Here is a 26,020-nt window from a genome sequence, read left to right on the forward strand (position 1 = left end):
GAAGAAAAGCTCCAAGATCACATACGAGTTCGAAGGAAAGCGGATGAACGTCAAGCAGATCTTCAACGCATGCAAAAAGCGTCGAGGCCGTTCAATATCTCCTGTCCGTCCCTGTAAAGGTTGGAGATCCTGCCAAAGATGGTGCCCAGATTGATGCCAGAATAGTCTGCGTAAGAAATCGCTCCAACCGCAAAGACTGGATCGCTCTCATTTGCACGGACATGACGATCGATGAAAATGAAATCATCAGAATTTACGGCAAAAGATGGGACATCGAGGTCTTCTTCAAGACCTGCAAGAGTTTCTTGAAGCTTGGCACTGAATACCATGGCCTGTCATATGATGCATTGACTGCCCATACGGCTTTCGTCTTTCTGCGCTACATGTTCATGTCAGTTGAGAAGCGAGATGATGAAGATGATAGAACAATAGGCGAGCTCTTTTATTGCATGGTAGACGAGCTTGCGGACATCACTTTCAATCACTCCCTTCAGATCCCGGTGGAAGCCATGTTCGAGAGTGTGAAAGAGATCTTCCAACCGACAGAAGAGCTGATGGAAAGGTTCACCAACGATTTCATTTCACGCCTCCCGAAGTACATGCAAGAAGCTATATCGCCATCACTAGCAGCTTAATTGAATATTTACTGGCTAAACTATTGAGTTTTCAAGGCTTCATAGTTCTTTTTGGTGTGGGAAGTTTAAGTAACACACAAGTATACTTCTTTAACATCACTACAAATCATACAAAAAGGGAGTCAAACTTTCTAGTTCGCCCCCCTTAAGTTAGTAATTAATAGCCGGTACTGTTGTTTTGATCATTGCCGGCTGCTGCCCCATTATCGCTGCCAGCCGTGCCAGTATTGCTGTCAGTTGTCGTGCTGCTTGAGCTCGAACTGCTGCTTGTTGACGTATCGATTGAATCAGTGCTTACCGTCTTGGTCTTGAGGCCCAGGGTCTTTCTGATCAAGTTGCTGATTCTTTGCCGTTCAGAAACAGAAATCTTCTGGTAGGAAACCCCGTCTTGCATGTAGCCAGTGCCGTGAGTGTAGTCAGTCTTCAAGTCCTTCGTGGCTGCCAGGTAGCTCTTCGCCATAGAAGTCATGTCACTGAAAGTCAAGTCAGTTTGCACTTGCTTGGACAGGGAGGAAATGAAGCTGGAGTTCAGCAGGGTTGTCGCGCTTTCAGCCTTCTTCAAGAGAGCTGAAAGGACTTGCCGCTGCCGCTTTTGCCGGCCGTAGTCACCTTCTGGGTCATCATACCGCATCCGGGAATAAGCCAGTGCCTTGGCCCCGTCCATGTGAGTCGTCTTCCCCTTGGTAAAAGTGTAGCCTTCATAGCTAAAGGAAAGAATAGGAGCAATATCAACCCCGCCGACCTTGTTAACGATGGTCTTCAAACCGCCCATGTTGATCAAGACATACGCGTTGATCGGGATATTGTAGTACTTCTTCAGAACCTTGGCTAATTCCTTAGCATTGCCGTAAGCGTAAGCCGCGTTCAACTTGGAAGGTGAATTTTCCGGGTAGTCTGGCAAGTTGACCTGCTGGTCTCTTTCAAAGCTGACCAAAGTTGTCTTCTTGGTCTTTGGGTTCAAGACCGCGACCATGATTGAGTCGGTCCGGCCCTTGTAGGTTCTGCCCAAGGCCCCAGTGTCCGTCCCCATCAAAAGAATTGCAATTGGCTTGGAGTTGCTGATAACAGAATTCTTGCTCCCGTTTTCCGCATCCCCCAGACCGCCAGACCTATAGGCAGTATCAGCCGCGTTCTTTACAATATTGTACTCATAGAAGGCAAAGCCGCCGATCGCTACCAGAATGACCGCCAGCACGCTCCAGAAGATCCGCATGGCCTTGTTGCGTTTCTTCCGCTTGCCGACTCTGGTATTTTTGTCCATATCATTATTCACAGTTTTCACCAGTATCCTATCTATATAGTGATCATTATCTCCATTATAATTAAGATCTCGTTAATTTGATACCATGACTTAGATTTTTAGCTTTTTTTAAAAAGTAGACCCGGCTTACAAAAAGTAAATTTCCGCCATTTTCCGCCTATTCCTTCTTTATGTAATCATGTTAGAATGTCAAAGTTGTTTGTTCTAACACTAAAGTGATTTTGTAAAGAAGAGGAATTTCCGTGAAGAAAGCAATGCAAAAATTAACGGCCCTCCTGCTGGCCTCAGCCAGCTTCCTCGTGGCCAGCCCCGCCAAGGCCAGCAGCCTGGCTGACCGCAACTACCAGGGGCAAAAAGTTATCACCGTCAACCAGAACCGGCCAACTTTTTCCAAAAAGGCCCTGTCGACTAAAAAGGGGGCCTGGCAGAGCTACCACAAGCTGGACTCTTTAAACCGGGCCGGGGAAGCCGATGCCCTGCTGAACAAGCGGCTCATGCCGGCCAAGACCAGAGAGCCCCTTTACTGGAATCCAACCGCCTGGCACAACAAGAAGATCGCCGGCGGCTGGCTCTACAACCGCAGCCACCTGATCGGCTACCAGCTGACCGGGCAAAACAATAACCCCAAGAACCTGATCACCGGGACCCGGCAATTAAACGACCCGGGCATGCTCAAGTACGAAAACCAGGTGGCCAGCTACATCAAATCCTCCAGCCGCCACTACATCCGCTACCGGGTCAAGCCAATCTTCCGCGGCCGGGAGCTCCTGGCCCGCGGGGTTGAGATGGAGGCCCAGTCCACTGGCTCTAACGCTGTCCGCTTCCACGTCTACATCTTCAATGTCCAGGACGGCGTCAAGCTCAACTATTCAAACGGTACCAGCGTGGTTACCGGCGCGGCGAAAAAGTCTGCCAAAAAGACAGTAGTTAAAAAGGCCGCTGCTAAAAAATCCACATCTTCTAAAAAGAAGATCAAGACTTCTACCACCGGCCGGATCGTCGGCAACCGCCGGTCCAAGATCTACCACGTTCCAGGCCAGGCCGGCTACCACATGAATTCAGCCAACGCGGTCTACTTCCGCACCGAAACTGAAGCCAAAAGAGCCGGCTACCGCCGGGCACTGCGCTAAAGCATATTTCTTGTATTTTTGTAAGGGTCTGTGTAGTATTGGCAGTAGGAAAAGGCAAGAGAGATGGACCTACCTTTTCCTGTAAAGGTTTTATATCATGCTCTTTTCTTATTGCATTTTTACACACACTCTTTTATCTTATTTGTACAGTTTTGGTACAATATGTTGGCATATCGTGCGACTCATTTCAAACACTTCTAACATCTTTCGCATTTTTTCGATTCCTTTCTATTCCTTTCTATTCATAAAATGCATCGAAGCCATGTGCCATTCCCTTTTACATCAAAGAGGAGTCCCAACCGCGGGTTGGGGCTCCTTTTTTTGCCCTATTCTGATTTCTTACTCGTCTGCTTTTTCTTCTTTTCCGTCTTCTTCACCGGCAGCGGGCTCTCTTCCAGCTTATTCAAACTGATCTGCCGAAGCAGCTTCTTGAAGTGGGCCTGGCTGCCGATTTTTTCTATTTGCCCCCGGTTCCCCTTGAACCAGTAAACGCCACTAGCGTCTGCAAAGAGGCAGACCATATCAGGACCCGCGTAAGCGCCGGTCAAACTTACTTCCGTCTTGCCAATCGCCACTTTTTTCCGGTAAAAATAGCGCGGCTTGGCCCCGCCAACCGGGAAATAGCTGGGCAAGCTGTTTAAAGTAATCTGGCCGTTAGCCGCTACCGCCAAACCCAGCAGGTCACTCACTGCCTGCCCGGTCTGGTTGTCGATCTTCAGCTGTAGCTTGCCGCTCTTTTCTTCTGTCTCCCAGACGTTTAATCCCGCGGCCGCGCTGGCTGCTGACAGGTCCTGGTTGGCCTGCTTAAGTGCCTGGTTTTCCTTGGCCAGGCGGGAATTTTTCTTCTTTAAACTGGAATTATCGCTCGCCAATTTGTCCAAGCGCTTTTTGATGCTGGAAGCTTCCTGGCTCTTGGTCCGGCTGGCTTGGTAGAGCTGGCCGGCCAGCTGGCTGTTTCTCTGGGTCTGCTTGGCAGCTTGCACGCTCAGCCAGATGCTGGCGCCCATGGCGACAAAGCCCACCACCAGGGCCAAGACCGTCAGCCAGGTCAGCCAATTCTTCTCCTTCATCGTCTTATCCCCCTTATATTTTTAACATCACTCTTTCATTATACTACTTCCTTTGAAAAGGCTTCCGCCCCCTGGATAAAAGAAAAAGGCGGGAACTTCCCGCCTTATTGAGCATCGCGCTCGGCAATATCGCAGCGCATCAGCTTCTCAATGATGTCAATATACTCCCGCGGCACCTGCTGGCCCAGATAGGTCAAACGGATATCGTGGTCGGTCAAGTCGACCACCCTGCGGTCTTCCTGCCCTTCCTGCACCAGCATTTCTACCGGCAGCCCGGCCAGAACGCTGTTCCTGGACACGCCAAAAATATTCGCTATCTTCTCAACAGCCTTCATCCGCGGTACCTTGCGGCCAACCTCCCAATTAGAGATGGTCTGCTTGCTTACTCCCAAGGCCAGGGCCAGCTCCTGCTGACTCATCCCCCGCCGCCGGCGCAGGTCTCGCAAATACTTGCCAATCATGTTCTTTTCCATCCAAAGTCACCACCTAACATAAGCATAACATAAGTTGTAATAAAATGAAATGTTTATGAGAGTTTTTGCCTTTTTTGAGAAAAGAAGAGAAAAGATAAAAAGAAGCCTGCTTCCGCAGACTTCTTAATTAACTTTATTACTTGGTCATTTCTGACTTCTTTTCCCGCAGCATCAAGGCGTCAACGGTTTCCCGGGCATCAGCACCGCGGTTGACCACGGCGTCAACGGCGAAGACGATTGGCATTTCCACGTCATACTTGTCAGCCAGTTCCAAGGCGGCTGGAATGGCGTTGATCCCTTCAACGACCATGCCGACTTCCTTCTTGGCTTCTTCAGCGCTCTTGCCCTTGCCGATCAAGTAACCGGCATTGTTATTCCGGCTTTCCTTGCTGGTGGCGGTGACAATCAAGTCCCCCATGCCGGCCAGGCCGTCAAAGGAGTCTTCCTTGCCGCCCATCTTAAGGCCCAGGCGCTTGATTTCCGCCATCCCTCGGATGATCAAGGCAGCCCGCATGTTGTCCCCGTAGCCCAGGCCTGAGCAGATCCCGCTGGCCAAAGCAATTACGTTCTTCAAGGCCCCGCAGAGCTCAACGCCCAAGCGGTCAGAGTTGGTGTAAACCCGCATGTTCTTGTTCATGAAGACATCCTGGACCTTTTCAGCCACAGCTTGGTCTTCACAGGCGGAAACGATGGTGGTTGGCAGGTCCTTGGCCACTTCTTCAGCGTGGGTCGGGCCAGACATGGCAACGTAGTGGACATTGCCATGCTTGCCGTCCTTGTTCAATTCGTCAGCGATGACTTCAGTCAAAGTTAAGAGGGTGTCTGGTTCGATCCCCTTAGCCACGTCAACGATGATCTGCCCGTCTGGAATAAAGGCAGCGGCAGTCTTGGCAGTTGAGCGGACGAAGACTGATGGTACGGCGAACAGGATGATGTCCTTGTCTTGGCAGGCTTCCGCAATTTCCTTAGTGAATTTAATTTCGTCAGGAATAACCATACCTGGCAGGTTCTTCTGGCGACGAGTTCTTGAAAGTTCGTCGACTTCTTGCGGCAGGGCTGACCAGACGGTCACTTCATGACCAGAGTTGCTGAGCATCCGGGCCAGTGCCATGCCCCAAGTACCTGCTCCCAAAACACCGATTTTTGCCATATTATTACCTCACTTAGTTTGTTGATTCCTATTCGCGGCGGCAAAACGGCCGCCACTGATCTAACCTATTATAGCACTCAGCCGGCAACTTTCTCTTTAACCCCAGCCTAATTATTAAGAAATTAGCCTTTGCCCGCGCAAAAAAAGACGTTTCCCAATTGAAACGTCCGTTAGAGAATAGCCATATTAAAAAGTGTAAACAAAAAGCAGCTATGCATTTATCTCCAAGTGAAAAACTCAAGAGTTTATTAAAAGCAAGCGCTTACTCTTGCATAGCATATTGTATGATGTAAAATAGTCTTTGACAAGGCTTTTTGTGAATTTAAACATTTTTTATGCATTTTTTCAAAAAGCGAACGATTTTTCCTAATTGCTTTCTCAGTAGCATAACATTTTATCAATTTGTAATAACACTATCCGCTATAGCATACTGAACAGTAGGATTATCCTTCAACAATTTAGACATATGTCTAAGCGAGGGAAATTATAATTAAGAGGATATTATATTATAACGACAATTAAGGCGTAATTCAGCAATGTTTAAACAGCTTAGGAAAGCAAACCAAAACGACTACTTGCTTATCACGGCTACTTTGATTTTGTTGGTCGTCTTCAACCTCAGCTTGCTCAGTTACGTCCAGGGACAACAGAAAGCAGCCGAGCGCGACCAGGCCAAGGACTATGAAGAGGCCTTGAAGTTCGCCGACGCAGCCTTGTATGAGGTGAAAATTGCCGGCAAGAACAATTTTGCCAGCTACAAGTCTAGCTTGACAGAGAAGAAGCACCACAACCAGCTGGGCCTGGGGTTAAGAGCCCTGGCGGCGGGCGACCCGACTCCCCTTTTGGTCATGCAGATGGATACTAAAGAAGCCATCTACGTTAACAAGAGCCTGCTGGAGCTGTTTGGCTGCGAATTGTCGTCAGAATTCTACGACTATTATGGCCAGTCCCTGCTCAACCTGATTTCCCCGGGCGACCAGGCCAGGGTCAAGGAGGAGTTTACGGACTTTGTTGAGTCAGCGGTTGATGAAGAACGCTTTAGGGGCGACTGCCAGATTTTGACGGCAGATGCCCGGACCCTGCGCGTCTTCTGCGACATAAAGTATTCTGTCAACCAGCGCTATGGCGCCTTGGTTTACATTAGTTTCGTCCTTAATTAACGGAGGCAGAAAAAATGGCTGAAGAAGAAAAGAAGTTGAACATCACTAACCTGCAGATTCTGGGCCAGGACGACAGCCCTCTTTTTCAAGGCGCGGGCAGCGAGGGAAAAAGCGTGACCTATCCCAAGAAGTTTGCCAACCACCCGGGCTTTTAAACGGTCAATTGCGGACTGCTTGGCTGACATGGAAAAGTACGTTTTCCCAGAAGTAAATAAAGACTAAAAAAAGGCTCTGCCATCGTGCTTGATGACAGAGCCTTTATTTTTGCTCAAATTAATTACTTAGCTGAGCTAGTTGAAGATGCTGAAGTTGACTTTGCGCTAGCCTTCTTTGCAGCCTTCTTAGTTGACTTCTTAGCAGTCTTAGCTGCCTTCTTGGTGTTCTTAGCAGCCTCCTTAGTTGACTTCTTGGTAGTCTTAGCTGCCTTCTTGGTGTTCTTAGCAGCCTTCTTAGTTGACTTCTTAGTAGTCTTAGCTGCCTTCTTAGTGTTCTTAGTTGACTTCTTGGTTGCCTTCTTAGCTACCTTCTTGGTAGCCTTCTTAGTTGACTTCTTGGTAGCCTTCTTAGTTGACTTCTTGGTTGCCTTCTTAGCTACCTTCTTGGTAGCCTTCTTAGTTGACTTCTTTGCAGCCTTCTTAGTGCTCTTCTTAGCTGACTTCTTTGCAGCCTTCTTAGTGCTCTTCTTAGCTGACTTCTTTGCAGCCTTCTTAGTGCTCTTCTTAGCTGACTTCTTGGCAGCCTTCTTAGTGCTCTTCTTGCTTGATGATGAAGCTGCTGAAGAGCTGCTCTTTGAAGCTTCTGATGAGCTTGAAGCCTTTAATGATTCTGGTGAGCTAGTCTTCTTTGATGGAGATTCAGCAGCAGTCTTGTTGCTCTTAACTTCAGTCTTGTTTTCAGTTGCGGCCAGAACTGGGCTTACGCCAGTAGCCAGCAGAGCAGCAGCAACAGTAGCTTTACCAAGGTTTTTCATTAAACGGTTGTTCTTCATAATACGGTTCCTTTTCCTATATCGGCATCAAAACAATTTTCATTACTTGCCCTTAATTATACTCAACTATTGAAAGATGTTAAGCAAAAAAATGAAGAAAATTAGAATTAAACTTTTATCCTCACTGAAGGCAAAATTATCCAGCTTATTTTCAAGTTAAAAGAGTTTTTAGCCTGTTTTTTCCACCTATGAACATTATATGATCGGTTTCTATATGTCTACACAAAAAAAGCAAAAGTTATATTTTTAATAAAAAAGTATAAACAAGAAGTATAAACAAAAAACAGCCCTGCTGCTCAGCAACAGGACTGTTAAAAGCTTTATTTTTGCTATTTTACTGCCGCTTTCACTCTTGCGCCCAGCCCCACATAAAATTATACAGTTCCAAATATTCAATACACCGGAAATAAAGGCTCATGGTGGTAATTGAAGACTGGTATGACGAGCTATTGGAAGAAAACAAGCTCTTCTTCACAATAGACTTCGTCAAAGACCTGCTAGATCAGGCATATAACTCACATGACGAAGTGGAAATGTGCGTCAGACTTGAAGAGATCATAGATATCTGTAAGGCAACTGAAAATAGTCACTTTATTTGGTTTGCACGTCTCTTATACCGCCATTTGAGAGGGATCTACACGTTTGCCAAATACGGGATATCAACTGGCAAACTTGAGGGTATTAACAATAAGATCAAGACCGAGAGACGTAAAGGGTATGAGTATCCAGATGATGAATGCTTCTCCCTGCGGTTAATGGAGAGCTATCACGGAAGGCTTCCTAAGTCTCTCAATCATTTACACAAGTTTTTATACTGAACCCTTTTAAGCAAAAACTGGCCAAGCGACGACTTTTCAGATTAATTTTCAATTATCAGACTATTCTTGTTTTTTTAGAGTTAAAATTAAATTAACTTTGGGAGAGGAGGAAAGACCATGCAATTTACCAAGCAATTTGAAGGAACTTTTGCCCAAGTCAAGGAACAAATCGACAAGTTCGTTGCTGAAGGCGGCCATATCGACGCGGTCATCACCGACCACACTGGCGAAAAGGTTACCGAAGACCACACCTTTGGCTACAAGATGCGGGTCATCGCTATCTGCAGCGAAGAAGAAAGCTAAATAAGCGCAAAAAGACGCCATCCCCAAATCGTGGGATGACGCCTTTTTTGTCTATAAATTATTCAACGCTTGGCAACTTAATGTCCACGTCATGTTTGTCAGTAACTACCGTCATGACCGTTGGGTCGTAGCCGGCTTCCTTAATGCCGTCCAGGTCAAACTCGATCAGAGTTTGCCCGGCCTTAACCAGGTCACCTTGCGCAACCTTGACGTTAAAGCCCTTGCCCTTAAGCATAACCGTGTCGATCCCGATGTGGATCAGCACTTCCGCGCCGGCCGTAGTCTTCAGGCCAATCGCATGGCCAGTTTCAAACAAGGCTGCTACTTCACCGTCAACCGGGGCCTTAACCACGCCCTCAGTGGGCACTACCGCAAAGCCTTCCCCCATGGCACCAGTTGAAAAAACTGGGTCGTTGACGCTTGACAAGGCAATCACCTTGCCAGCTACCGGAGCAGTCAAAGTTTCGCTCTTTTGCTTAGCTTCACTGCCTGGCCGTTGCTTCTTTTCAACCTTCTTGCCGGCAACCATTTCGTCATTGTAGCCCCAAACCCAGGCCACGATGAAGGAAATTACCAGAGCTGCCGCGCTGGACAGAAGAAAGGCGTAGAAGCTAGTCAAGTCACTTGGATTCTTCGGGTTGAAGAAGGATGAGAAACCGATCAAAGAACCAGTAAAGCCGTACATGGTCCCGTGCATCAAGCCAGTGATCAAACCGCCGACTGCTGACCCGATCAAACCGGAGATAAAGACCTTCTTAAAGCGCAGGTTGATCCCGTAGATCGCTGGTTCCGTAACCCCGCAGAAGGCTGAAACAGCTGCGGAGATCCCCAAAGTCTTGGTCCCCTTCTTCTTAGTCTTCAAGGCTACAGCCAAAACTGCCGCCCCTTGGGAAACCATAGTCACAGAAATAATCGCGTTCAATGAACTCTGCCCGCTTTGGGCAATCTGCTGGGCAACCAGAGGCACAACGCCCCAGTGCAAACCGAAGATAACCAGAACTTGGTAGAAGGCACCGATCAACAGACCCCCGATCCAGCCAGAAGCTGAAACAACCCAGTTGATCAAGTCCGCAATCCCGTTGGCCACGCCCTGGATCACCGGACCGGTAATCATCAAGGTAACTGCTGAAACCAGCAAGATGGTAATCATCGGCGTGAAGATCATCTGCAGGTAATCCGGCAGGTGGTCTCTCAGCCAGTCTTCCAGTTTCTTAGCCAGCCAGGCGGCCAGGATCATCGGGAAGATTGAGTAGGTGTAGTTCAAGAACTGGAAGTTGAACCCCCCCAGACTGAACATGGTCTTGTACTGCCCGCCCCAAGTAACCAGCTGCGGGTAAGTTAGGACCCCGCCGATTACCGCGGCCACGATTGGATCACCGTTCAGCTTTTTAGCAGCGGCGAAGCCAACCAAAATTGGCAGGAAGTAAAAGGCTGAGTCCGCCATAGCGCTGACCGTGATATAAGCCGTGCTCTTCACGTTCAAAAGGGCCCCTAATTGCGGCAAAGTCAAGAGGGCCAGGATCCCCTTGATGATACCGGAAGCAGCAATAACGCCGACCACCGGGCTCATGGAGCCAGTAATGAAGCCGATCAAGTTGCCAAAAGCTTTGGAAACCGGGTTCTTGCCATCATCTTCCTTAGTTTCGGCAGTTTCGGCTGCTTCGCCGCCTTCTGGCAGGCCGCCCAGTTCCGCCATCACGGCGTCGTAGACCTGGGTAACCGCGTTGCCGATGACCACTTGGTACTGGCCGGAAGCGTGCATTACGTCGATAACGCCGTCAGTTTCCTTTAAAACTTCATCGTTGGCCTTGCTTTCATCCTTAAGGTAGAAACGCAAGCGCGTGATGCAGTGAATCAAGCTGTTGATGTTCTCCTTGCCGCCGACGTTGGCGATGATCGTCTTCGCCAGGCCGCTGTAATCTTTCTTTGCCATATTCATTCTCCAAAAACCTTAGCGGCTGGTAACCGCTTTCTCTTAACTGCCTCTATCTTATACTTGTGCATACAAGTTGTCAACACTTTTTGTAAATTATTTTATTACCGGCATTGTTTCCGGTTTCTATCTTCAGATTATCTTGTACATACATGTTGAAAAGCCACCTCCGCCCGGCTATAATGGAGGCAGAAAAGAATTTGGAGACAGAAAATGACTGCCAAGCAAGACATGATTACCCAAGACCTGGCCGGCAAGATCCGGCACGGGATCTACACGCCCAAGAGCTTTTTGCCCAGCGAAAACGAACTGGCCAATCTCTACGGGGCATCCCGGAACACGGTCAGAAAGTCCTTGGAAGACTTAACCAGCCTGGGATTAATCCAGAAGATCAAAGGCAAAGGCTCGATCGTCCTCGACTTTTCCCGCTTAAGCTTTCCAATTTCCAGGATCACGACTTTTAACGAACTGAACCAGTCCCTGGGACTAAAAGCAGAGACCAAGCTTTTGGAAATCAAGGAAGTCAAGAAAGTTCCCGACGACTTCAGCTGCGACAACACGGAGCCTTTTATCAAGGTCAAGCGGCTCAGAATCATTGACGGTGAGCCGGACGTTTTGGACGTAGACTACATCTCCACCAAGTACGTCAAGGAAATCAGCCCGTCTGTGGCGGAACATTCCTTATATGACTACTTTGAAAACGACCTGGGCCTCAAGATTTCCTACGCGGTTAAAGACGTCAGCGTGCAGACCGTGAGCGAGGAATTAGCCAAGATGCTGGAATTGGACCCCGACCGGAAAGCCGTTTTAGTGAAAAGCATGGTCTACTTAGAGGACACCTCCCTCTTCCAGCTGACCGCCTCTTACCACAATCCCAACCGTTTCAGATTTATTGACTTTGCTCGCCGCAGCAAAATATAGGAGAAAAAACATGCAAAATCTAGGTCAAAAAGTCATCTACCAGATCTACCCAAAGTCCTTCTACGACGCTAACGGCGACGGGATCGGGGACCTCCGGGGCATTATCGAGAAGATCGACTATATCAAGAAGCTGAACGTAGACATGATCTGGTTCAACCCCTTCTATGTTTCCCCGCAAAACGACAACGGCTATGATATCGCCAACTACAGGGAGATCGATCCCCTTTTTGGCACGATGGCTGACTTTGAAGAGTTGCAGGCCAAATTAGCGGACATCGGCGTGGGCGTGATGCTGGACATGGTTTTGAACCACTGCTCAACTGAACATGAATGGTTCAAGAAGGCTTTAGCCGGGGATGAAAAATACCGGAAGTTCTTCTACCTGCGGCCCGGCAAGCCTGACGGCAGCCTGCCAAACAACTGGCAGTCCAAGTTCGGCGGCCCGGCCTGGTCCAAATTTGGTGACACTGACCTTTACTACCTCCACCTCTATGACCCGACCCAGGCTGATCTGGACTGGCACAATCCGGAAGTCAGAAAGGAACTGGAAGACGTGGTCAACTTCTGGCGGGGCAAGGGGGTCCGGGGCTTCCGCTTCGATGTCATCAATGTGATTGGCAAGAGCGAGGATCTGGTCGACTCCACTGACCCAACCGAAGAAAAAACTCTCTACACCGATACGCCAGTGGTTCACGACTACCTAAAGGAACTGAACCGGACGACTTTTGGCCAAGACGAGGACTCTATCACGGTTGGGGAAATGTCTTCAACGACTATCCCCAACAGCGTCCGCTACACCAACCCTAAGGAAAAGGAGCTGTCCATGGTCTTCACCTTCCACCATTTGAAGGTCGACTACAAGGACGGGGAAAAGTGGACTAAGACGCCGTTTGACTTCATGAAGCTGAAGGGCCTGCTCAGTTCCTGGCAGACAGGGATGACCGAAGGCGGCGGCTGGAACGCTGTCTTCTGGAACAACCACGACCAGCCTTGGGCCTTAAACCGCTTCGGCGACCCGGTCCACTACCGGGAAAAGTCAGCGGAAATGCTGGCGGCCACGATCCACTTTTTGCGGGGAACGCCATTCATCTACCAGGGAGAAGAACTGGGGATGGTCAACCCAGACTACCAGTCAATGGACGAATACGTGGACGTGGAATGCAAGAACGCCTACCAGGAATTGCTGGACAAGGGAATGAGCGAGGATGAGGCTTTTGCAATCATCAAGGCCAAGTCCCGAGACAACTCCCGGGTGCCAATGCACTGGGATGATAGCAAGTACGCCGGCTTCAGCCAGGTTAAGCCGTGGCTTCTGCCAACCCACCAAGACGAAATCAATGTCAAAAAAGAACTGGCTGAGGGAGAAGTTTTCGCCTTCTACCAGAAGCTGATTGCTTTAAGAAAACAGGAAGCAGTAATTTCTGCCGGCGGCTTCCGGGAAATCCTGCCGGATGACCAGCAAGTTTTTGCCTATGTCAGAGAGCTAGACGGGGAAAAGTTGGTTGTCTTCAACAACTTCTATGGAAAAGAAGCCGTGGTCTCCGTGCCAAGCGACCTGCAGGAATGCGGCCAGGTTCTTTTGGACAACTACCAAAGAGAGCTCAGCTGCCTGCCAAGTGAATTGAGCCTGCGGCCATACGAAAGTCTGGCCTTTAGAATTTAATAAAATGTGAAAATGCCTTGCAAGATTTAGACAAAAGTCTCATGTTTGCAAGGTATTTTTGCTAATATTCGTTATTTTTGGTATTTGATCAGTCATTAATGATATTTTTTGCTAAAATTATTTATAAGTACTTACTTTAATATTGTTCGTTTTGATTACAAGTAGAGGGAGTCCTCTTCTTATACCCAATTGAGTGTAATTTACAGAACTGTATATCGTTGTTTGAACGGTATATCTAATTTTTTGCCATAATGTATTTCTCTTTAAGATAAAAATATAGAGGAATGATAATTGTGAGCCACAAACACGATCCCAATTTCAACAGCAAATTAAACGGGAAAGAAAAGTTTAGATTTCGAAAATTATCGATTGGCCTGGTAGCAGTCGCTTTAGACACCAGCTTTTTTGTAGGTAGCGGGCAGCTGGTACAAGCTCTAGTACTACAGTTGAAGAAAGCACTAGCAGCGAATCTACTACAGAAGGAACGGCCCCTCCTGCTGATGAGCAAAAGCAAGCCGCTGTAACAAGCAGGCTACTGAACCAGCAAAAACCAGCGCGGCGACTACGGAAACCAGCATCCCGGAAAAGGATGTGACTGCTAAAAATTATCCATTTTATCCAATGCTAAACAGCAACGTTTCTTACCAATTCTTTATATAATGCCGGTATCAAAAGATTGGAAGGAAGAAACGATGAGCGAATACATGTCTATATCAAAAGCAGCTGAGTATCTTAACGTTGCCAAGTCAACTCTCCGCAATTGGGAAGCTGAAGGACTGATTACGCCGCTTAGAACTGCCTCCAATCAACGTCGCTACACTAAAGAAGTGCTAGATGAGGTTCTGTGCTGAATACAAGGAAAAGCTGAAGGTGCTCAACCTGGGTCTGGAAGACCGGTTGACTGCTAAAGTAGGTCTTCTATCCGGCGGGCAGAGACAGGCTTTGACCTTGCTGATGGCAACTCTGGTCAAGCCGAAAGTTCTCCTCTTGGATGAACACACGGCGGCACTGGACCCGAAGACGGCGGAGAAGGTCTTGAAGGCGACCGACCGTATCGTCGAAGAAGGCAAGCTGACCACGATTATGGTGACTCACAACATGAGGGATGCCATTGCCCACGGCAACCGCTTGATTATGATGAACGACGGCAAGGTCGTTTTGGACATCAAGGGTGAAGAAAAGAAGAAACTGACAGTGGAGAAATTGCTCCACCAGTTTGAAGTCGTATCTGGCGAGGAATTCGCCAGCGACATGGCAATTTTAGGTTAGAAAACAAGAAAACTGGCGATTTCCAAAGCAAGGAAGTCGTCAGTTTTTTCGTTTATTCGAAAAGCTGCCGGTATTCGCCGTAACCCGCTTCTTCCAGCTGGTCGTAAGGGATGAACTTGAGGGCAGCAGAGTTGATGCAGTAGCGCAGGCCGCCCTTGTCCAAAGGACCGTCGGTGAAGACGTGGCCCAGGTGGGAGTCAGCCTGGCGGCTGCGGACTTCGGTTCTTTCCATGCCAAAGGACTGGTCCCGGCGCTGGGTCAGCTTAACCAGAGGCTTGGTGAAGGCTGGCCAGCCGCAACCGGAATCGTACTTGTCCAAAGAGGAAAAGAGGGCTTCCCCACTGACCACGTCGACATAGATCCCTTTTTCGAAGAAGTTGTCGTACTCACCTGTATAAGGCGGTTCAGTTGCCGCGTTTTGGGTCACGGCGTACTGCATTGGCGTCAGCCGGTCTTTCAAATCTGCTTTTTCGTTCATCTTGGTCACCTCATCTATTTAGATAAGGCTATTGTAGCTTGAATAGATGCGCGAGGCCTTGATCTGGATCAAGAAATTAGTTAAGAGATTCCTTATTTTTGGCCTGTACCTCTGTAAAAGGCTTAATTGCTGACAAGTCACGGCTAAGATGCTTCTTGGCATCCCGCAAGTCAATGTCACTTTGCAGATTAAAGAAGTAAGAATCCGATACGCCAAAGAATTTGGCTAATCTGAGTGAAATGTCAGCAGTGATTTCCTGGCTGCCGTGCAAGATATCCTTGATTCTTGCAGCCGGCACATGGATGGCTTGCGCCAAGTCAGCAGCGCTAAGTCCTAACGGCTACAGGTATTCGTCATTGATGATTTCAGCAACTGTTGGCGTTTTGATAGATTCGGTCATTTTTTGCCTCCTTAAAATTATTTCTCTTGTACTGTTTGAGCCTATTCTACCTCATCCAAAGCATATTTTCTTGGAACATGCATTCGGTAGAGAACCCCCGTCACTACAGTATTCTTACACAGCAAACTTTTTGCAAACTAGCCACCGCTAGCGCCTTTCTAGAAGAAGATCTTGCCACAAAAGTTTTTGGCCGATTTTTGGGCAAACGAAAACCCCCTTGGAAATTGAGAGCATATTCCAAGAGGGCGTTTATATCTTTTAGCAGTATCATGCTTAGCGCATGGTGCGCTCGGCGCTATCTACCTTATTACCCATAATATCATATTTTGCCTGTTTAGTCCTATGGCTTGCTCTATTTTAGTGCCGCTTGGACGATTACCATGAATATGTGGATATGCCTAAAAACAAGCAAAAAAGCACCGGATTTCACATCCAGTGCTCTTAAAAATTGCTTAGTCAAAGAAGCCGTCAGCCTTCAAGGCCTTCAAGTAGCGGTGCACGGCGTCTGGCCAAGTTGGCAGAGGCTTGAAGCCGTTCTTTTCCAGCTTGCTCTTGTCCAAACGTGAGTTGAATGGCCGTACAGCCTTGGAGAGGCCGTATTCTTCCGTGGTAACCGGAGTTACCTTGGTCTTGTAGCCGGCCTGGCGGTAGATTTCCTTGGTGAAATCGTACCAGCTGATGTAGCCGGTCTTCGTGCCGTTTTCATCATAGCCGCTGGCAGTTTCTGGCAATTCCGCGTTAGTTGCGTGGTAGTAGCCGTACTTGTCAGTTTCGATCATGTCGACCAAAAGCCGGGCCAAGTCCAAAGTGTAAGTTGGCGTACCGATTTGGTCGCTGACCACCTTGACTTCATCATGAGTCTTACCCACGTTAAGCATGGTCTTGATGAAGTTCTTCCCGTTCAAGCCGAAGACCCAGGCGATCCGGACGATGAAGTACTTGTCCAAAGTTTCAGATACGGCAAGTTCCCCGCCCAGCTTGGTTTCCCCGTAAACGTTCATTGGCTTGTAGCCCTTGAAGTCCGGGTCCCATGGAGTAGTGCCCTGGCCATCGAAGACGTAGTCAGTGGAGATGTAAACCATTGGCACGTCTAATTCCTTGGCTACATTGGCGATGTTTTGAGTACCATTGGTGTTAACCTTGCGGACAGCCGCAGCCTTGTCGTCGTCTTCAGCCAGATCAACCGCAGTCCAGGCAGCGCAGTGAACGATCACGTCAGGGTTAACTTCAGTGATGGCCTGCTTTACGCCTTCCGCGTTAGTAATGTCCAAAGAAACGTAAGGAGCAGTAGTAACGGATGAGCCGTCAGCGATCCCGCTGTATTCCGGAGCCAAGTCGCTGCCAACGCCTTCGTAGCCGCGCTTAGCCAGTTCGTTCATCACGTCGTGGCCAAGTTGACCATTGACGCCAGTTACGAAAACCTTCATTTTTTCCTCCTAATTAAAACTTGAAAGTGTCCTTGAGGCCCAGCCACTTTTGGTCCCTGTCGGACAAAGTCAGCTTAGTACCGTCTTCCAAAGCGTAGCCGCTAGCATCAGCTGAGCCCGGGTATTCACCAACCAATTGCGGCCATTCAATCCCGATTTCAGGGTCGTTCCAAGCCATGCCGCCTTCATCGTTTGGGTGCCAGAAGTCGTTAACCTTGTAGCAGAATTCAGCCACGTCGCTCAAAACCAGGAAACCGTGGGCGAAACCTTCTGGAATCAAGAACTGCTTCTTGTTTTCAGCGGTCAGTTCCACCCCGTACCACTTGCCGTAGGTCTTGGAGTCGCTTCTCAGGTCAACGGCAACATCGAAGACATCCCCGCGCACGACCCGGACCAGCTTGCATTGCGGGAAGTGCTTTTGGAAGTGCAGGCCCCGCAAAACGCCCTTGGTTGAGCTTGATTGGTTGTCTTGGACGAAGTTGATGTCAAAACCAGCTTCCTTCATGTCGTTTTCGTTGTATGTTTCCATGAAGTAGCCACGGTCATCCCCGTGAACTGCTAGCGTAATCACTGCCAAACCTTCAATACCGCCGACATTCTTTTCAACTTTGATTTGACCCATTTTTTCTGACTCTTCTTTCTAAAAAATTAATACTTCAGCTTGCCTTCAGCCACTGCCTTGAGGTGCTGGCCGTAAGGGCTCTTGCCGTAGTGCTTGGCAGCTTCCATCAACTTGTCTTCGCCAATCCAGCCGTGCACGTAGGCAATTTCTTCTGGGGCTGAGATGCTTACCCCAGTCCGTTCTTCTACCATCTTAACAAAGTTGGAGGCGTCAACCAGGCTCTGCATCGTCCCGGTATCCAGCCAGGCGTAGCCCCGGCCCAAAAGCTGAACGTCCAGGGTGTTGTCGTTTAAGTACATCTCGTTCAAAGAAGTGATTTCCACTTCCCCGCGGACACTTGGCTTAACATGGGCAGCTCTTTCGCTCACGCCAGCTGGGTAGAAGTACAAACCAGTTACGGCGTAGTTGCTCTTTGGCTGAGCTGGCTTTTCTTCGATGGAAATAGCGTGGCCATCCTTGTCAAATTCCACAACCCCGAAGCGTTCCGGATCGTTGACGTAGTAGCCAAAGACCGTTGCCCGGCCAGCTTCCGCGTCCTTAGCGGCGTTTTCCAGCATGTCAGTAAAGCCGTTGCCGTAGAAGATGTTATCGCCCAAAACCATGGCGCAAGGTTCACCGTTGATGAAGTCTTCGCCCAAAGTAAAGGCTTGAGCCAGGCCATCTGGACTTGGCTGAACCTTGTAAGAGAGCTTGACGCCGAATTGTGACCCGTCGCCCAAAAGTCCCTTAAAGCGCGGAGTGTCAGCTGGCGTGGAGATGATCAAGATGTCCTTGATCCCGGCCAGCATCAAAGTTGACAACGGGTAGTAGATCATTGGCTTGTCATAAACAGGCAAAAGCTGCTTACTGGTAACCAGGGTTAATGGATACAGACGAGTGCCTGAACCACCTGCTAAGATAATTCCCTTCATTTTTTCTCTTCCTTGCCTCTTACTTCTCGTCTAAAACTTGCTTCTTGCCGTACATTTCCTGGTAGTAGTTCTGGTAGTCACCGGAGATGATGTTTTCCCACCATTCCTTGTTGTCCAGGTACCATTGGATGGTCTTCTTAATACCGTCCTTGAACATGGTTTCCGGCAACCAGCCGAGTTCGTCGTGGATCTTGGTTGGGTCGATAGCGTAACGTTGGTCGTGACCCTTGCGGTCAGTAACGTGTTCGATCAAGGAGTAAGGCTTGTCCAGGTAGTCGCAGATCAGCTTAACGATGTCGATGTTGTGCATTTCGTTGTGGCCGCCGATGTTGTAGACTTCACCAACCGTCCCCTTTTCCAAAATGAGGTCGATGGCCTTGCAGTGGTCTTCAACGTAAAGCCAGTCGCGGACGTTTTGACCTTCACCGTAAACTGGCAAAGGCTTGTCGTCCAAGGCTCTTTGGATCATCAATGGGATCAGCTTTTCCGGGAATTGGTAAGGGCCGTAGTTGTTTGAGCAACGGGAAATAGTTACAGGCAGGCCGTAAGTTCTGCCGTAAGCCCCAACCAAAAGGTCAGCGCTGGCCTTTGATGATGAGTATGGGCTGGAAGTGTGCAGCGGCGTGTCTTCGTGGAAGAAAAGGTCTGGCCGGTCCAGTGGCAGGTCGCCGTAAACTTCGTCAGTTGATACTTGGTGGTAACGCTTGATCCCGTACTTGCGGCAGGCGTCCATCAAAACGGAAGTACCGATGATGTTGGTTTGCAGGAAGATTTCCGGGTTTTCAATTGACCGGTCAACGTGGCTTTCTGCGGCGAAGTTAACAACAACGTCCGGGTGTTCTTCTTCAAAAAGCTTGTAAACGCCTTCGCGGTCGCAGATGTCCAGCTTGACGAAGCGGAAGTTTGGCTTGTCCATGACATCCTTCAGGGTTGACAGGTTGCCCGCGTATGTCAGCTTGTCCAGGCAGATGATCTTGTAGTCTGGGTGCTTCTTCATCATGTAGAAGACAAAGTTGGAACCGATAAAGCCGGCACCGCCGGTAACGATAATTTTCATGTAATGAACCTCCAAGTTCAGCTAGTCAAATCAATTTTTCTTGCTGACTCAAAGTATAAAACATGACGTAACGTAAGCTTCAATAGGGAAAATAAAATAACTGCCGTTTTTAAAAAACTGGCAGCTATTTGCGGCAGATAAAGGTCCCGGCGTCTTTAGTAATGTGGAAGCCCCCGGTGACCTCGTCTTCAACGAATTGCTTGAATTCCTGGTAGCGGTCCAAGAGAAGGGCGTTTTGGTTGCCGTGGCAGGACAAGATATAAGAAATAACGGGTTCTGCTTCACCTAATTCGATAGCGTCCTCGTAGCGCTGGCAGGTCACTTGGGCAAAAAACGGAGCCAGGATCTCTTCCCCGTTGTCTAAGCCAAAGCGGTCATAGAGGTTGACGGAAGAGAGTACGATTTGGGAGTTGAACTTCTGGACCAGGTCAGTTATTTCGTGCATGTGGCGCTTGCTGTAAGTTGACGCGCAGAAGCGGCCACCTTTTTTCAAAACCCGGCGGACTTCATTAATAACTTGGGGGATGTCATCGCAGTAAAAAAGCATGTGGTTGGCGACGACCAGGTCAAACTCTTCGTCAGCAAAGGGCAAGTGGGCAGCGTCGCAACGGTCATAGGAAAAGCGGCTGTCTTCGCCGATTTCCTTTTTGGCATCGGCCAGCATCCCTTCTGAAATGTCGGTCAAGATGAACTGGCAGTCCTCCGGCAGACGGTCGTGGCTCGTGGCCCAGAGTTCACCATTCCCACAGCCAATCTCTAAGATTTTTAAGCCAGGAGTCAAGTCCAGCTGGCGGGAAAGCCAGGGAAACCAGCCCTCCTTGTTCATGGAGTAGTCCCGGTGCAGACGGATCCGGGCAGAGATGTTGGTGGCGTTCTGGTACTGGGTCTTGAGACTCTGGGTCATGGTTGACCGGTGGAGCAGTTCCAGCATCCGGCTCCAGTCAACAGGCTTGCCAGCTTCCAGGGTTTGGGTGGTTGAGTCGATGGCGGCTTCAACGGCGGTCATTTCTTCAATCCGCTCTTCCACTAGGCGTCGCTGGATTTGGAGGGAATCCAGGAGGCGGCGCCGGTCGCTGGCCCCCAGGGTCAGGCCACGGATTTCCCCTAAGGAAAAGCCCAGGTACTTTAACAGGAGGATCTGCTGAAGCTTGGCGAAGTCAGCGTCACTGTAGCGTCTGGCCCCGCCCTTGCTTCTGGCTGAAGGCTTGAGGAGGTTCTGCTGGTCATAGTAGCGGATCGTTCTGACGGACACGTGGGCCCGCTTGGCGAATTCGCCGGATGTGTAGTAGTCGGTCATGGGAACTCCTTTCTGCCTTAGATTATAACCGATTTTTTCCAGGCAAAAATACCCTTGAGCTCGAGCTGGAGTTCAAGGGTAAAATTTTACAGATTCAAGGTGAAGTGGAGGGCGTTGTCGACCTTGCTGGCGATAACGTCGTATTCCAGCGGGTGTGGCCGGAAAAGATTGTCAATCATTGTATAAGTCAGACCCAGGCAAAAAGTTTCCACAAAGTCCTTGGCCTGCTGATCAAAATCCGCCCCTTCTTCTTCAATGATCTGCTTGAGCAAAACGGCAATATGGCTGGAAATTTCCCCGACCACATCAACCTCTGTCTGGCTTTCATAGACGCTCTTATAGAACTTTTTATTCAGTTCGATCCCGTAAAAGACCAAAAAGATGATACCTTCCCAGTCCAGGTAGCCGATATTGCTCTCGATATCGTTTTCCATCATCGACTTGATCGTATAGTCCAAAAGGTCAAACTTGTCCTTAAAGTTCTCGTAAAAAGTCTGTCGCCTAATCCCGCTTTGCTTCATGATCTTGGCAACACTGACATGGTTAAAGCCGTTTTTGGCCACATCATCTTTAAAAACTTGCGAGATGTGCAGCTTTAAACATTCTGACATTGGCTAACTCTCTATTTCAACAATGCCTGCAGGCCGCTAGCTAAAAGACCACCGGCGATTGGCCCTAAGACAGGAACCCAGGCATAAGCCCAGTTAGCCACGCCCTTGTTTGGCACTGGCAAAATCGCGTAGGCCAGACGTGGTGAGAAGTCCCGGGCTGGGTTCAAGGCAAAGCCAGTCGTTGGACCCAAAGCTTGACCAACAACCATGATTAAGAAACCAACAATTAATGGCTTTAAGCCTTGGGTGAAGTTGCCCAGGTTGAGCAAGGTGAAGATGAAGACAAAAGTCGCGATCGTTTCACTCAAGAAGTTGAAAACAGGGTTGTTGATGGCTGGGCCAGTCGCAAAAATCCCCACGCTGTTGCCTTCATCAGCCTTAGTCGCCTTAAAGTGCGGGTAGTAGTGCAGGATTACCAGAGCTGCCCCGACAAAGGCGCCCAGGAATTGCCCCAGCAAGTACGGCATTACCTGGCTCCATGGGAAGAAGCCGAAGGCCGCGAAACCAATAGTTACCGCTGGGTTGAGGTGACCTTGTGCGCCGAATTGGCCAGCCACGTAAACGCCGAAGGTTACTGCCATCCCCCAGGCCAGGGTGACGAACAGCCAGCCCTGCCCCTTGGCATAAGCCTTATTCAAGCTGATCCCGGCCCCGCAGCCGACACCCAGCACGATCAAAATCATCGTTCCTAAGAACTCTCCTAAAAAGCCGTTCATGTTAGTCATCTCCTTTAATCTTTAAAGGCGCCAGCTGGCTTTCAAGTTCAGCCAAGCCAACACCAGCCTGCAAGAGCGAAGCCGCCACATAAGAACCTTCGATCAAGGCTACGTCATAAACGCGGACCTTTTTCTCGGCAAACTCCCCAGCCATGTCCAGATTCATTCTAGCACTGCCCAGGTCGTAAAAAGCCAGCAGCTCGTCAGCAGAATTTTCTTCAATTGCCTGCCCAATCTTTTCCATACTGGTCCCAATATCGCCGTCATCAGTACCACCAGCAAAGGTAATCGGCACGTCAGCCGCTACCTGCTTAAGCAATTTTGGTAAACCAGCCGCGATTTCCGGCACATGGGACACGATCAAAATACCGTAAGTCATCTTATGCCTCCGCTTCCAGCAAAGCCGTGAAAAGGTAGCCGCTTGAAACGGAACCTGGGTCAAGGTGACCAATTGACCGCTCACCTAAGTAAGATGCCCGACCCTTCTTGGCTTGCATCGGTTTGGTGCTTTCAACTGCCTCTTGAATGAGATCGTTAGTTAAGTTGCCTTTAGCTAAAGCCGGTACGACCGCTGACCAGACATCAACCATGGTTTTATCGCCAGGTTCAGCGCCGCCCCGCTTCTTGATCCCCAAAAGGGCTGCTTCAGTCAATCTAGCCAGGTCAGTTTCACTATTGCTCAACTTGGCCATTTCCAAGAAGGCTGTCCCGTAGAGTGGACCTGAAGCCCCGCCGACCTTGCTGATCAGAGACATCGCCACCAGCTTTAAGGCTGAGGTCAAATCAGCTGGCTTTTTAGTCTGCAAGGCTTCTTCAACTGCTGACATCCCTCTGGCCATGTTATTGCCGTGGTCTCCATCGCCAATCGGGGTATCCAGGTCACTTAAGTAAGCCTTGTTGGCTTCGATTTTTTCCGCAAAAATTGCCATCCACTTGTCTAAAAGTTCAGTCGTCAGTTCCATTTTTTGTTTTTTTTTACCAAGCAATCGTCTTAACTGGGTAGTTCAAGTAATCCAGCCACTTGTCATCCACGATTTCCATCACCGTCAAAGGCTCCCCCCTACCAAGCAATCGTCTTAACTGGGTAGTTCAAGTAATCCAGCCACTTGTCATCCACGATTTCCATCACCGTCAAAGAAATACCAGCCATGTCGATCGAAGTCATGTAGTTGCCGGCCTTGGTGAAGACAGGCTTAATCCCTTTAGCACCCAGCCAGTCCAGGACATCCTTGCTGAAGATGTATTGTTCCATGAGTGGAGTTGCCCCCATCCCGTTAACCAAGATGGCGTACTTCTTGTCAGCAGACAGCTTCAGGCTTTCATCGATCTTGCTGAGCAGTTCCTGGGCCAGGTCCTTAGATGGCTTGATCTTTTCTCTGCGATAGCCTGGTTCGCTGTGAATCCCGACCCCATATTCAATCTCGTCATCAGCTAAAACGAAGCCCGGCTTGCCAACTTCTGGCACCGTAGCTGCTGACAAGGCAACACCAATCGTGTTGATGTGTGGCAATACTGCCTTGGCTAATTCTTCAATCTCATCCAAGCTGGCACCTTGGTCAGCAGCCGCACCTAAGATCTTATGCATAAAGACGGTCCCGGCCACCCCGCGCCGGCCTTGAGTGTAAAGGCTGTTTTCCACGGCAATGTCGTCGTCAACCACGATAGAGCGGACTTCGATGTCGTCCATAGCGGCCAAATCCTTGGCCATGTCAAAGTTCATCACGTCACCAGAATAGTTCTTGACGATCAAGAAGACGCCCTTGCCTTGGTCGGCTGCCTTAATGGCTTCGTAGATCTGGTCTGGAGTCGGGGAAGTAAAGACTTGCCCGCAAACAGCCGCAGTCAGCATCCCTTTACCAACATAACCAGCGTGGGCTGGTTCATGGCCGCTGCCACCGCCGCTGACCAGACCAACCTTGCCGGTCATTGAGTCCTTGTCGCTGCGGACTAAAGCAGCCGTGCCAGGGATCCGTTCAACGTATTGCGGGTACATTCCGGCTAGGCCAGTTACCATTTCTTCAACAACATTGCTTGGGTCATTAATTATCTTTTTCATCGGAAAATCCTCCTTACTTCTTCCAACTTGTTTAACCACATCATATACTGTAAGCGCTATCTTTTCAACGGACAGTTTTCAGAACTTGTCCGGTCAAGTGGATTAATTCCTACTCCCATCTACTTCCGCGCTTAAATTCCAGCAAGACCCGGTTGCCAAGCATATATAAAATCACAAAGTAGCCAGGGATGGCCCAGAGGGCTGCCCAAAAGACCGTCGCTCCAGGCCCTAGGCCTTTAGCTAAAGCAGCTTGGCAAACCAAGTAAGCATAAAGACAGTCCAGCAAACTGCTGGCCAGCTTTTTCCCGCTGGGCAAGAGGCGGGCCGACTTTTTCGCCAAAAAGTAACAAGCCAGACAAGTCACCAGGTCGGCAAGCAAGGTTGCCAGCGCCGCCCCTGCTTCCTTAAAGGCCGGGATCAGCAGGAAGTTCAAACTAACGTTAACCACAGAAGCGATGCTAATTGCAAGCAAGGCCGCCTTCTCCTGCCGGGCCGGAACTAAAACCGCCGCCATGTAAAACCAGCCCAATAGCGAGAAAACCAAGGCCAGGCCCAGAAGCTTCATGGCCCCCGCGGCCGGCGCAAAATCTAAGTCCGCGGTTAAAATGACAACCTCCTCGCCTAAAGCAAACAAGGCGCATGCAGCCGGCAAGGCCAGCATTACTAGCAAATCCGCGATCTGCCGGGCCAATTTTTGAAAAAATTCTCCGCCCTTTTGCCCATATAAGCAGGCCAGACGTGGCACGGTCACGACGATCACAGCACCTAACAATTGCTTAAGCAGGGCCGTAACCTTGCTGGCCACCGAGTAAAGGCCTACATAATAGTCGCTGGTCATCACTCCCAGCTGGGCTACATCCGCGCTTACGTAAAGCAGGTTGACCAGAGAGTTGGCGAATAAGACGAGGATGGGCAGGAGGTGCTGTTGCCAAGAAAAGCGCCAGGTGAAAGACCAGGTGCAGTACTTACGCAGCCGCAGAAAGTTGATCAAGTTGGCCCCCGCGCTGCCCACCACCGTAGTCCAAGCATACAGCAATAAATCACTTTTATCCTTGACATATGTCAAGAGCAGGATCAGAGACAAAATTTGAAAGCAGATGTTCCGCAGAGCCAGGTAGCCATATTCTTCGTGAATCGCGTAAAGCCACTCGCAGCCCAAGGTCGTAAAAATAATTCCGGAACTAAGCGTCCAAATCAGCGGTCCATATTCCCGCAACTTGCTGAAAAAAAGAAGACAGGCCGCCAGACCTAAGTAAGCCAATAGCACTGCCCAAAGCACAAACGAGGCGGCTGAGAAGGCTGTCAAGAACTCCAAGAAGGCACAAAAGAAAGTAAAGAGCATCTACTCTGAGTTTGTCTGGATCTTAGGAATCTTTACAACAATGTCCTTTGCCATGATGGGCTCCGTCGAGATTCTTGGGAATCTGTCTAGCGCTTCTCTTCTCTAGGATATGCTTTCATAGTTGGTAGCGTGTACCTAATCGTCATCTACTTGATAATTTTGATGCTGTTTATCGGCATTAAGAAACTGTTTGCTGATGGGGAATATCAGATTGATTTCAAATTTTGCATATTGCTTTCGATAGTTTCCATTATTGCTAATTTCCCAGGATTTTACAACTCAAGCCATACGGCTGACAGATTTTCTGCCAGCCGTATTTCTTTTATGCA

General features: G+C 49.1%; 24 protein-coding genes and 5 pseudogenes. 10 read left to right on the forward strand and 19 right to left on the reverse strand.

Annotated elements, in window-relative coordinates:
- Positions 1–635 (forward strand): annotated as a pseudogene (locus DS743_RS04105) (IS4 family transposase); the annotation flags it as partial.
- A 157-nt stretch (positions 636–792) separates the two neighbouring features.
- Here the strand turns inward: DS743_RS04105 and DS743_RS04110 are convergent.
- Positions 793–1,896 carry an LCP family protein gene (locus DS743_RS04110; protein WP_035185101.1) on the reverse strand — a complete coding sequence of 368 codons (1,104 nt, stop codon included), beginning with the start codon at positions 1,894–1,896 and terminating at the stop codon, positions 793–795.
- Positions 1,897–2,138: 242 nt separating this feature from the next.
- Between DS743_RS04110 and DS743_RS04115 the strand changes: the two genes are divergently transcribed.
- A complete protein-coding gene (locus DS743_RS04115; RefSeq protein ID WP_035185100.1) occupies positions 2,139–3,026 on the forward strand; it encodes a DNA/RNA non-specific endonuclease in 888 nt (295 codons plus the stop codon).
- 326 nt (positions 3,027–3,352) lie between these two features.
- Here DS743_RS04115 and DS743_RS04120 read toward each other — a convergent pair whose 3' ends face one another.
- From DS743_RS04120 to DS743_RS04130, 3 genes are all read right to left on the reverse strand, one after another.
- Positions 3,353–4,096 (reverse strand): hypothetical protein, encoded by a 744-nt coding sequence (locus DS743_RS04120; RefSeq protein WP_035185098.1) that lies wholly within the window; start codon positions 4,094–4,096, stop codon positions 3,353–3,355.
- A 104-nt stretch (positions 4,097–4,200) separates the two neighbouring features.
- Positions 4,201–4,569 carry a helix-turn-helix transcriptional regulator gene (locus tag DS743_RS04125; RefSeq protein WP_013440173.1) on the reverse strand — a complete coding sequence of 123 codons (369 nt, stop codon included), beginning with the start codon at positions 4,567–4,569 and terminating at the stop codon, positions 4,201–4,203.
- 136 nt (positions 4,570–4,705) lie between these two features.
- Positions 4,706–5,719, reverse strand: coding sequence for an NAD(P)H-dependent glycerol-3-phosphate dehydrogenase (locus tag DS743_RS04130; protein WP_003616107.1), 1,014 nt, complete (start codon positions 5,717–5,719; stop codon positions 4,706–4,708).
- A 536-nt stretch (positions 5,720–6,255) separates the two neighbouring features.
- Here DS743_RS04130 and DS743_RS04135 point away from each other — a divergent pair.
- Entirely contained in the window at positions 6,256–6,879 is a 624-nt protein-coding gene (locus tag DS743_RS04135) for a PAS domain-containing protein (RefSeq protein ID WP_231128262.1), read from the forward strand.
- Positions 6,880–6,893: 14 nt separating this feature from the next.
- Positions 6,894–7,034, forward strand: a complete 141-nt coding sequence (locus DS743_RS04140; RefSeq protein ID WP_003614385.1) for a hypothetical protein — start codon at positions 6,894–6,896, stop codon at positions 7,032–7,034.
- A 122-nt stretch (positions 7,035–7,156) separates the two neighbouring features.
- Here the strand turns inward: DS743_RS04140 and DS743_RS04145 are convergent, their stop codons facing one another.
- Positions 7,157–7,867 (reverse strand): hypothetical protein, encoded by a 711-nt coding sequence (locus tag DS743_RS04145; protein WP_258945816.1) that lies wholly within the window; start codon positions 7,865–7,867, stop codon positions 7,157–7,159.
- Between the two features lie 385 nt (positions 7,868–8,252).
- Between DS743_RS04145 and DS743_RS04150 the strand changes: the two are divergent.
- Both DS743_RS04150 and DS743_RS04155 read left to right on the forward strand, forming a co-directional pair.
- Positions 8,253–8,651 (forward strand): annotated as a pseudogene (locus DS743_RS04150) (transposase); the annotation flags it as partial.
- Between the two features lie 151 nt (positions 8,652–8,802).
- Positions 8,803–8,988: a hypothetical protein gene (locus tag DS743_RS04155; protein ID WP_002879841.1), complete on the forward strand. Its 186-nt coding sequence runs from the start codon at positions 8,803–8,805 to the stop codon at positions 8,986–8,988.
- A gap of 58 nt (positions 8,989–9,046) precedes the next feature.
- Here DS743_RS04155 and DS743_RS04160 read toward each other — a convergent pair whose 3' ends face one another.
- On the reverse strand, positions 9,047–10,921 hold the full coding sequence (locus DS743_RS04160; protein ID WP_035185095.1) for a beta-glucoside-specific PTS transporter subunit IIABC: 1,875 nt from the start codon (positions 10,919–10,921) through the stop codon (positions 9,047–9,049).
- Positions 10,922–11,134: 213 nt separating this feature from the next.
- Here DS743_RS04160 and treR point away from each other — a divergent pair, with 213 nt between their 5' ends.
- The 4 genes and pseudogenes from treR to DS743_RS04180 form a co-directional block, all read left to right on the forward strand.
- A complete protein-coding gene (treR, locus tag DS743_RS04165) occupies positions 11,135–11,842 on the forward strand; it encodes a trehalose operon repressor (RefSeq protein WP_035185092.1) in 708 nt (235 codons plus the stop codon).
- Positions 11,843–11,852: 10 nt separating this feature from the next.
- Entirely contained in the window at positions 11,853–13,505 is a 1,653-nt protein-coding gene (gene treC / locus DS743_RS04170) for an alpha,alpha-phosphotrehalase (protein ID WP_035185089.1), read from the forward strand.
- A gap of 692 nt (positions 13,506–14,197) precedes the next feature.
- Positions 14,198–14,350: pseudogene (locus DS743_RS04175) on the forward strand (MerR family transcriptional regulator); the annotation flags it as partial.
- 4 nt (positions 14,351–14,354) lie between these two features.
- Positions 14,355–14,774, forward strand: a pseudogene (locus DS743_RS04180) (ATP-binding cassette domain-containing protein); the annotation flags it as partial.
- 52 nt (positions 14,775–14,826) lie between these two features.
- Here the strand turns inward: DS743_RS04180 and msrB are convergent.
- The 13 genes and pseudogenes from msrB to DS743_RS04245 form a co-directional block, all read right to left on the reverse strand.
- Positions 14,827–15,252 carry a peptide-methionine (R)-S-oxide reductase MsrB gene (msrB, locus tag DS743_RS04185; protein WP_013440186.1) on the reverse strand — a complete coding sequence of 142 codons (426 nt, stop codon included), beginning with the start codon at positions 15,250–15,252 and terminating at the stop codon, positions 14,827–14,829.
- A 76-nt stretch (positions 15,253–15,328) separates the two neighbouring features.
- Positions 15,329–15,580: pseudogene (locus DS743_RS04190) on the reverse strand (HigA family addiction module antitoxin); the annotation flags it as partial.
- A 524-nt stretch (positions 15,581–16,104) separates the two neighbouring features.
- A complete protein-coding gene (rfbD, locus tag DS743_RS04195; RefSeq protein WP_035185084.1) occupies positions 16,105–17,079 on the reverse strand; it encodes a dTDP-4-dehydrorhamnose reductase in 975 nt (324 codons plus the stop codon).
- Positions 17,080–17,092: 13 nt separating this feature from the next.
- Entirely contained in the window at positions 17,093–17,701 is a 609-nt protein-coding gene (gene rfbC, locus DS743_RS04200; protein ID WP_141372551.1) for a dTDP-4-dehydrorhamnose 3,5-epimerase, read from the reverse strand.
- Positions 17,702–17,727: 26 nt separating this feature from the next.
- The gene (rfbA, locus tag DS743_RS04205; protein WP_035185081.1) at positions 17,728–18,612 is read right to left on the reverse strand and encodes a glucose-1-phosphate thymidylyltransferase RfbA; all 885 of its coding nucleotides are present in this window, start codon (positions 18,610–18,612) and stop codon (positions 17,728–17,730) included.
- 19 nt (positions 18,613–18,631) lie between these two features.
- Positions 18,632–19,669 carry a dTDP-glucose 4,6-dehydratase gene (gene rfbB / locus DS743_RS04210; protein ID WP_003620254.1) on the reverse strand — a complete coding sequence of 346 codons (1,038 nt, stop codon included), beginning with the start codon at positions 19,667–19,669 and terminating at the stop codon, positions 18,632–18,634.
- A gap of 124 nt (positions 19,670–19,793) precedes the next feature.
- Complete coding sequence (locus tag DS743_RS04215) at positions 19,794–20,966, reverse strand: MerR family transcriptional regulator (protein WP_035185079.1); 1,173 nt, start codon at positions 20,964–20,966, stop codon at positions 19,794–19,796.
- An 86-nt stretch (positions 20,967–21,052) separates the two neighbouring features.
- Complete coding sequence (locus DS743_RS04220; RefSeq protein ID WP_035185077.1) at positions 21,053–21,577, reverse strand: TetR family transcriptional regulator; 525 nt, start codon at positions 21,575–21,577, stop codon at positions 21,053–21,055.
- A gap of 11 nt (positions 21,578–21,588) precedes the next feature.
- Positions 21,589–22,293, reverse strand: a complete 705-nt coding sequence (locus DS743_RS04225) for an MIP/aquaporin family protein (RefSeq protein WP_013440193.1) — start codon at positions 22,291–22,293, stop codon at positions 21,589–21,591.
- Position 22,294: 1 nt separating this feature from the next.
- On the reverse strand, positions 22,295–22,672 hold the full coding sequence (gene dhaM, locus DS743_RS04230; RefSeq protein ID WP_013440194.1) for a dihydroxyacetone kinase phosphoryl donor subunit DhaM: 378 nt from the start codon (positions 22,670–22,672) through the stop codon (positions 22,295–22,297).
- Position 22,673: 1 nt separating this feature from the next.
- Positions 22,674–23,255: a dihydroxyacetone kinase subunit DhaL gene (gene dhaL, locus DS743_RS04235; RefSeq protein ID WP_013440195.1), complete on the reverse strand. Its 582-nt coding sequence runs from the start codon at positions 23,253–23,255 to the stop codon at positions 22,674–22,676.
- Positions 23,256–23,353: 98 nt separating this feature from the next.
- On the reverse strand, positions 23,354–24,349 hold the full coding sequence (dhaK, locus tag DS743_RS04240; protein ID WP_035185073.1) for a dihydroxyacetone kinase subunit DhaK: 996 nt from the start codon (positions 24,347–24,349) through the stop codon (positions 23,354–23,356).
- Positions 24,350–24,458: 109 nt separating this feature from the next.
- Positions 24,459–25,616 (reverse strand): lipid II flippase MurJ, encoded by a 1,158-nt coding sequence (locus DS743_RS04245; protein WP_231128260.1) that lies wholly within the window; start codon positions 25,614–25,616, stop codon positions 24,459–24,461.
- Between the last annotated feature and the right edge of the window lie 404 nt (positions 25,617–26,020).

Source organism: Lactobacillus leichmannii, assembly GCF_024701915.1.
GTDB lineage: Bacteria > Bacillota > Bacilli > Lactobacillales > Lactobacillaceae > Lactobacillus > Lactobacillus delbrueckii.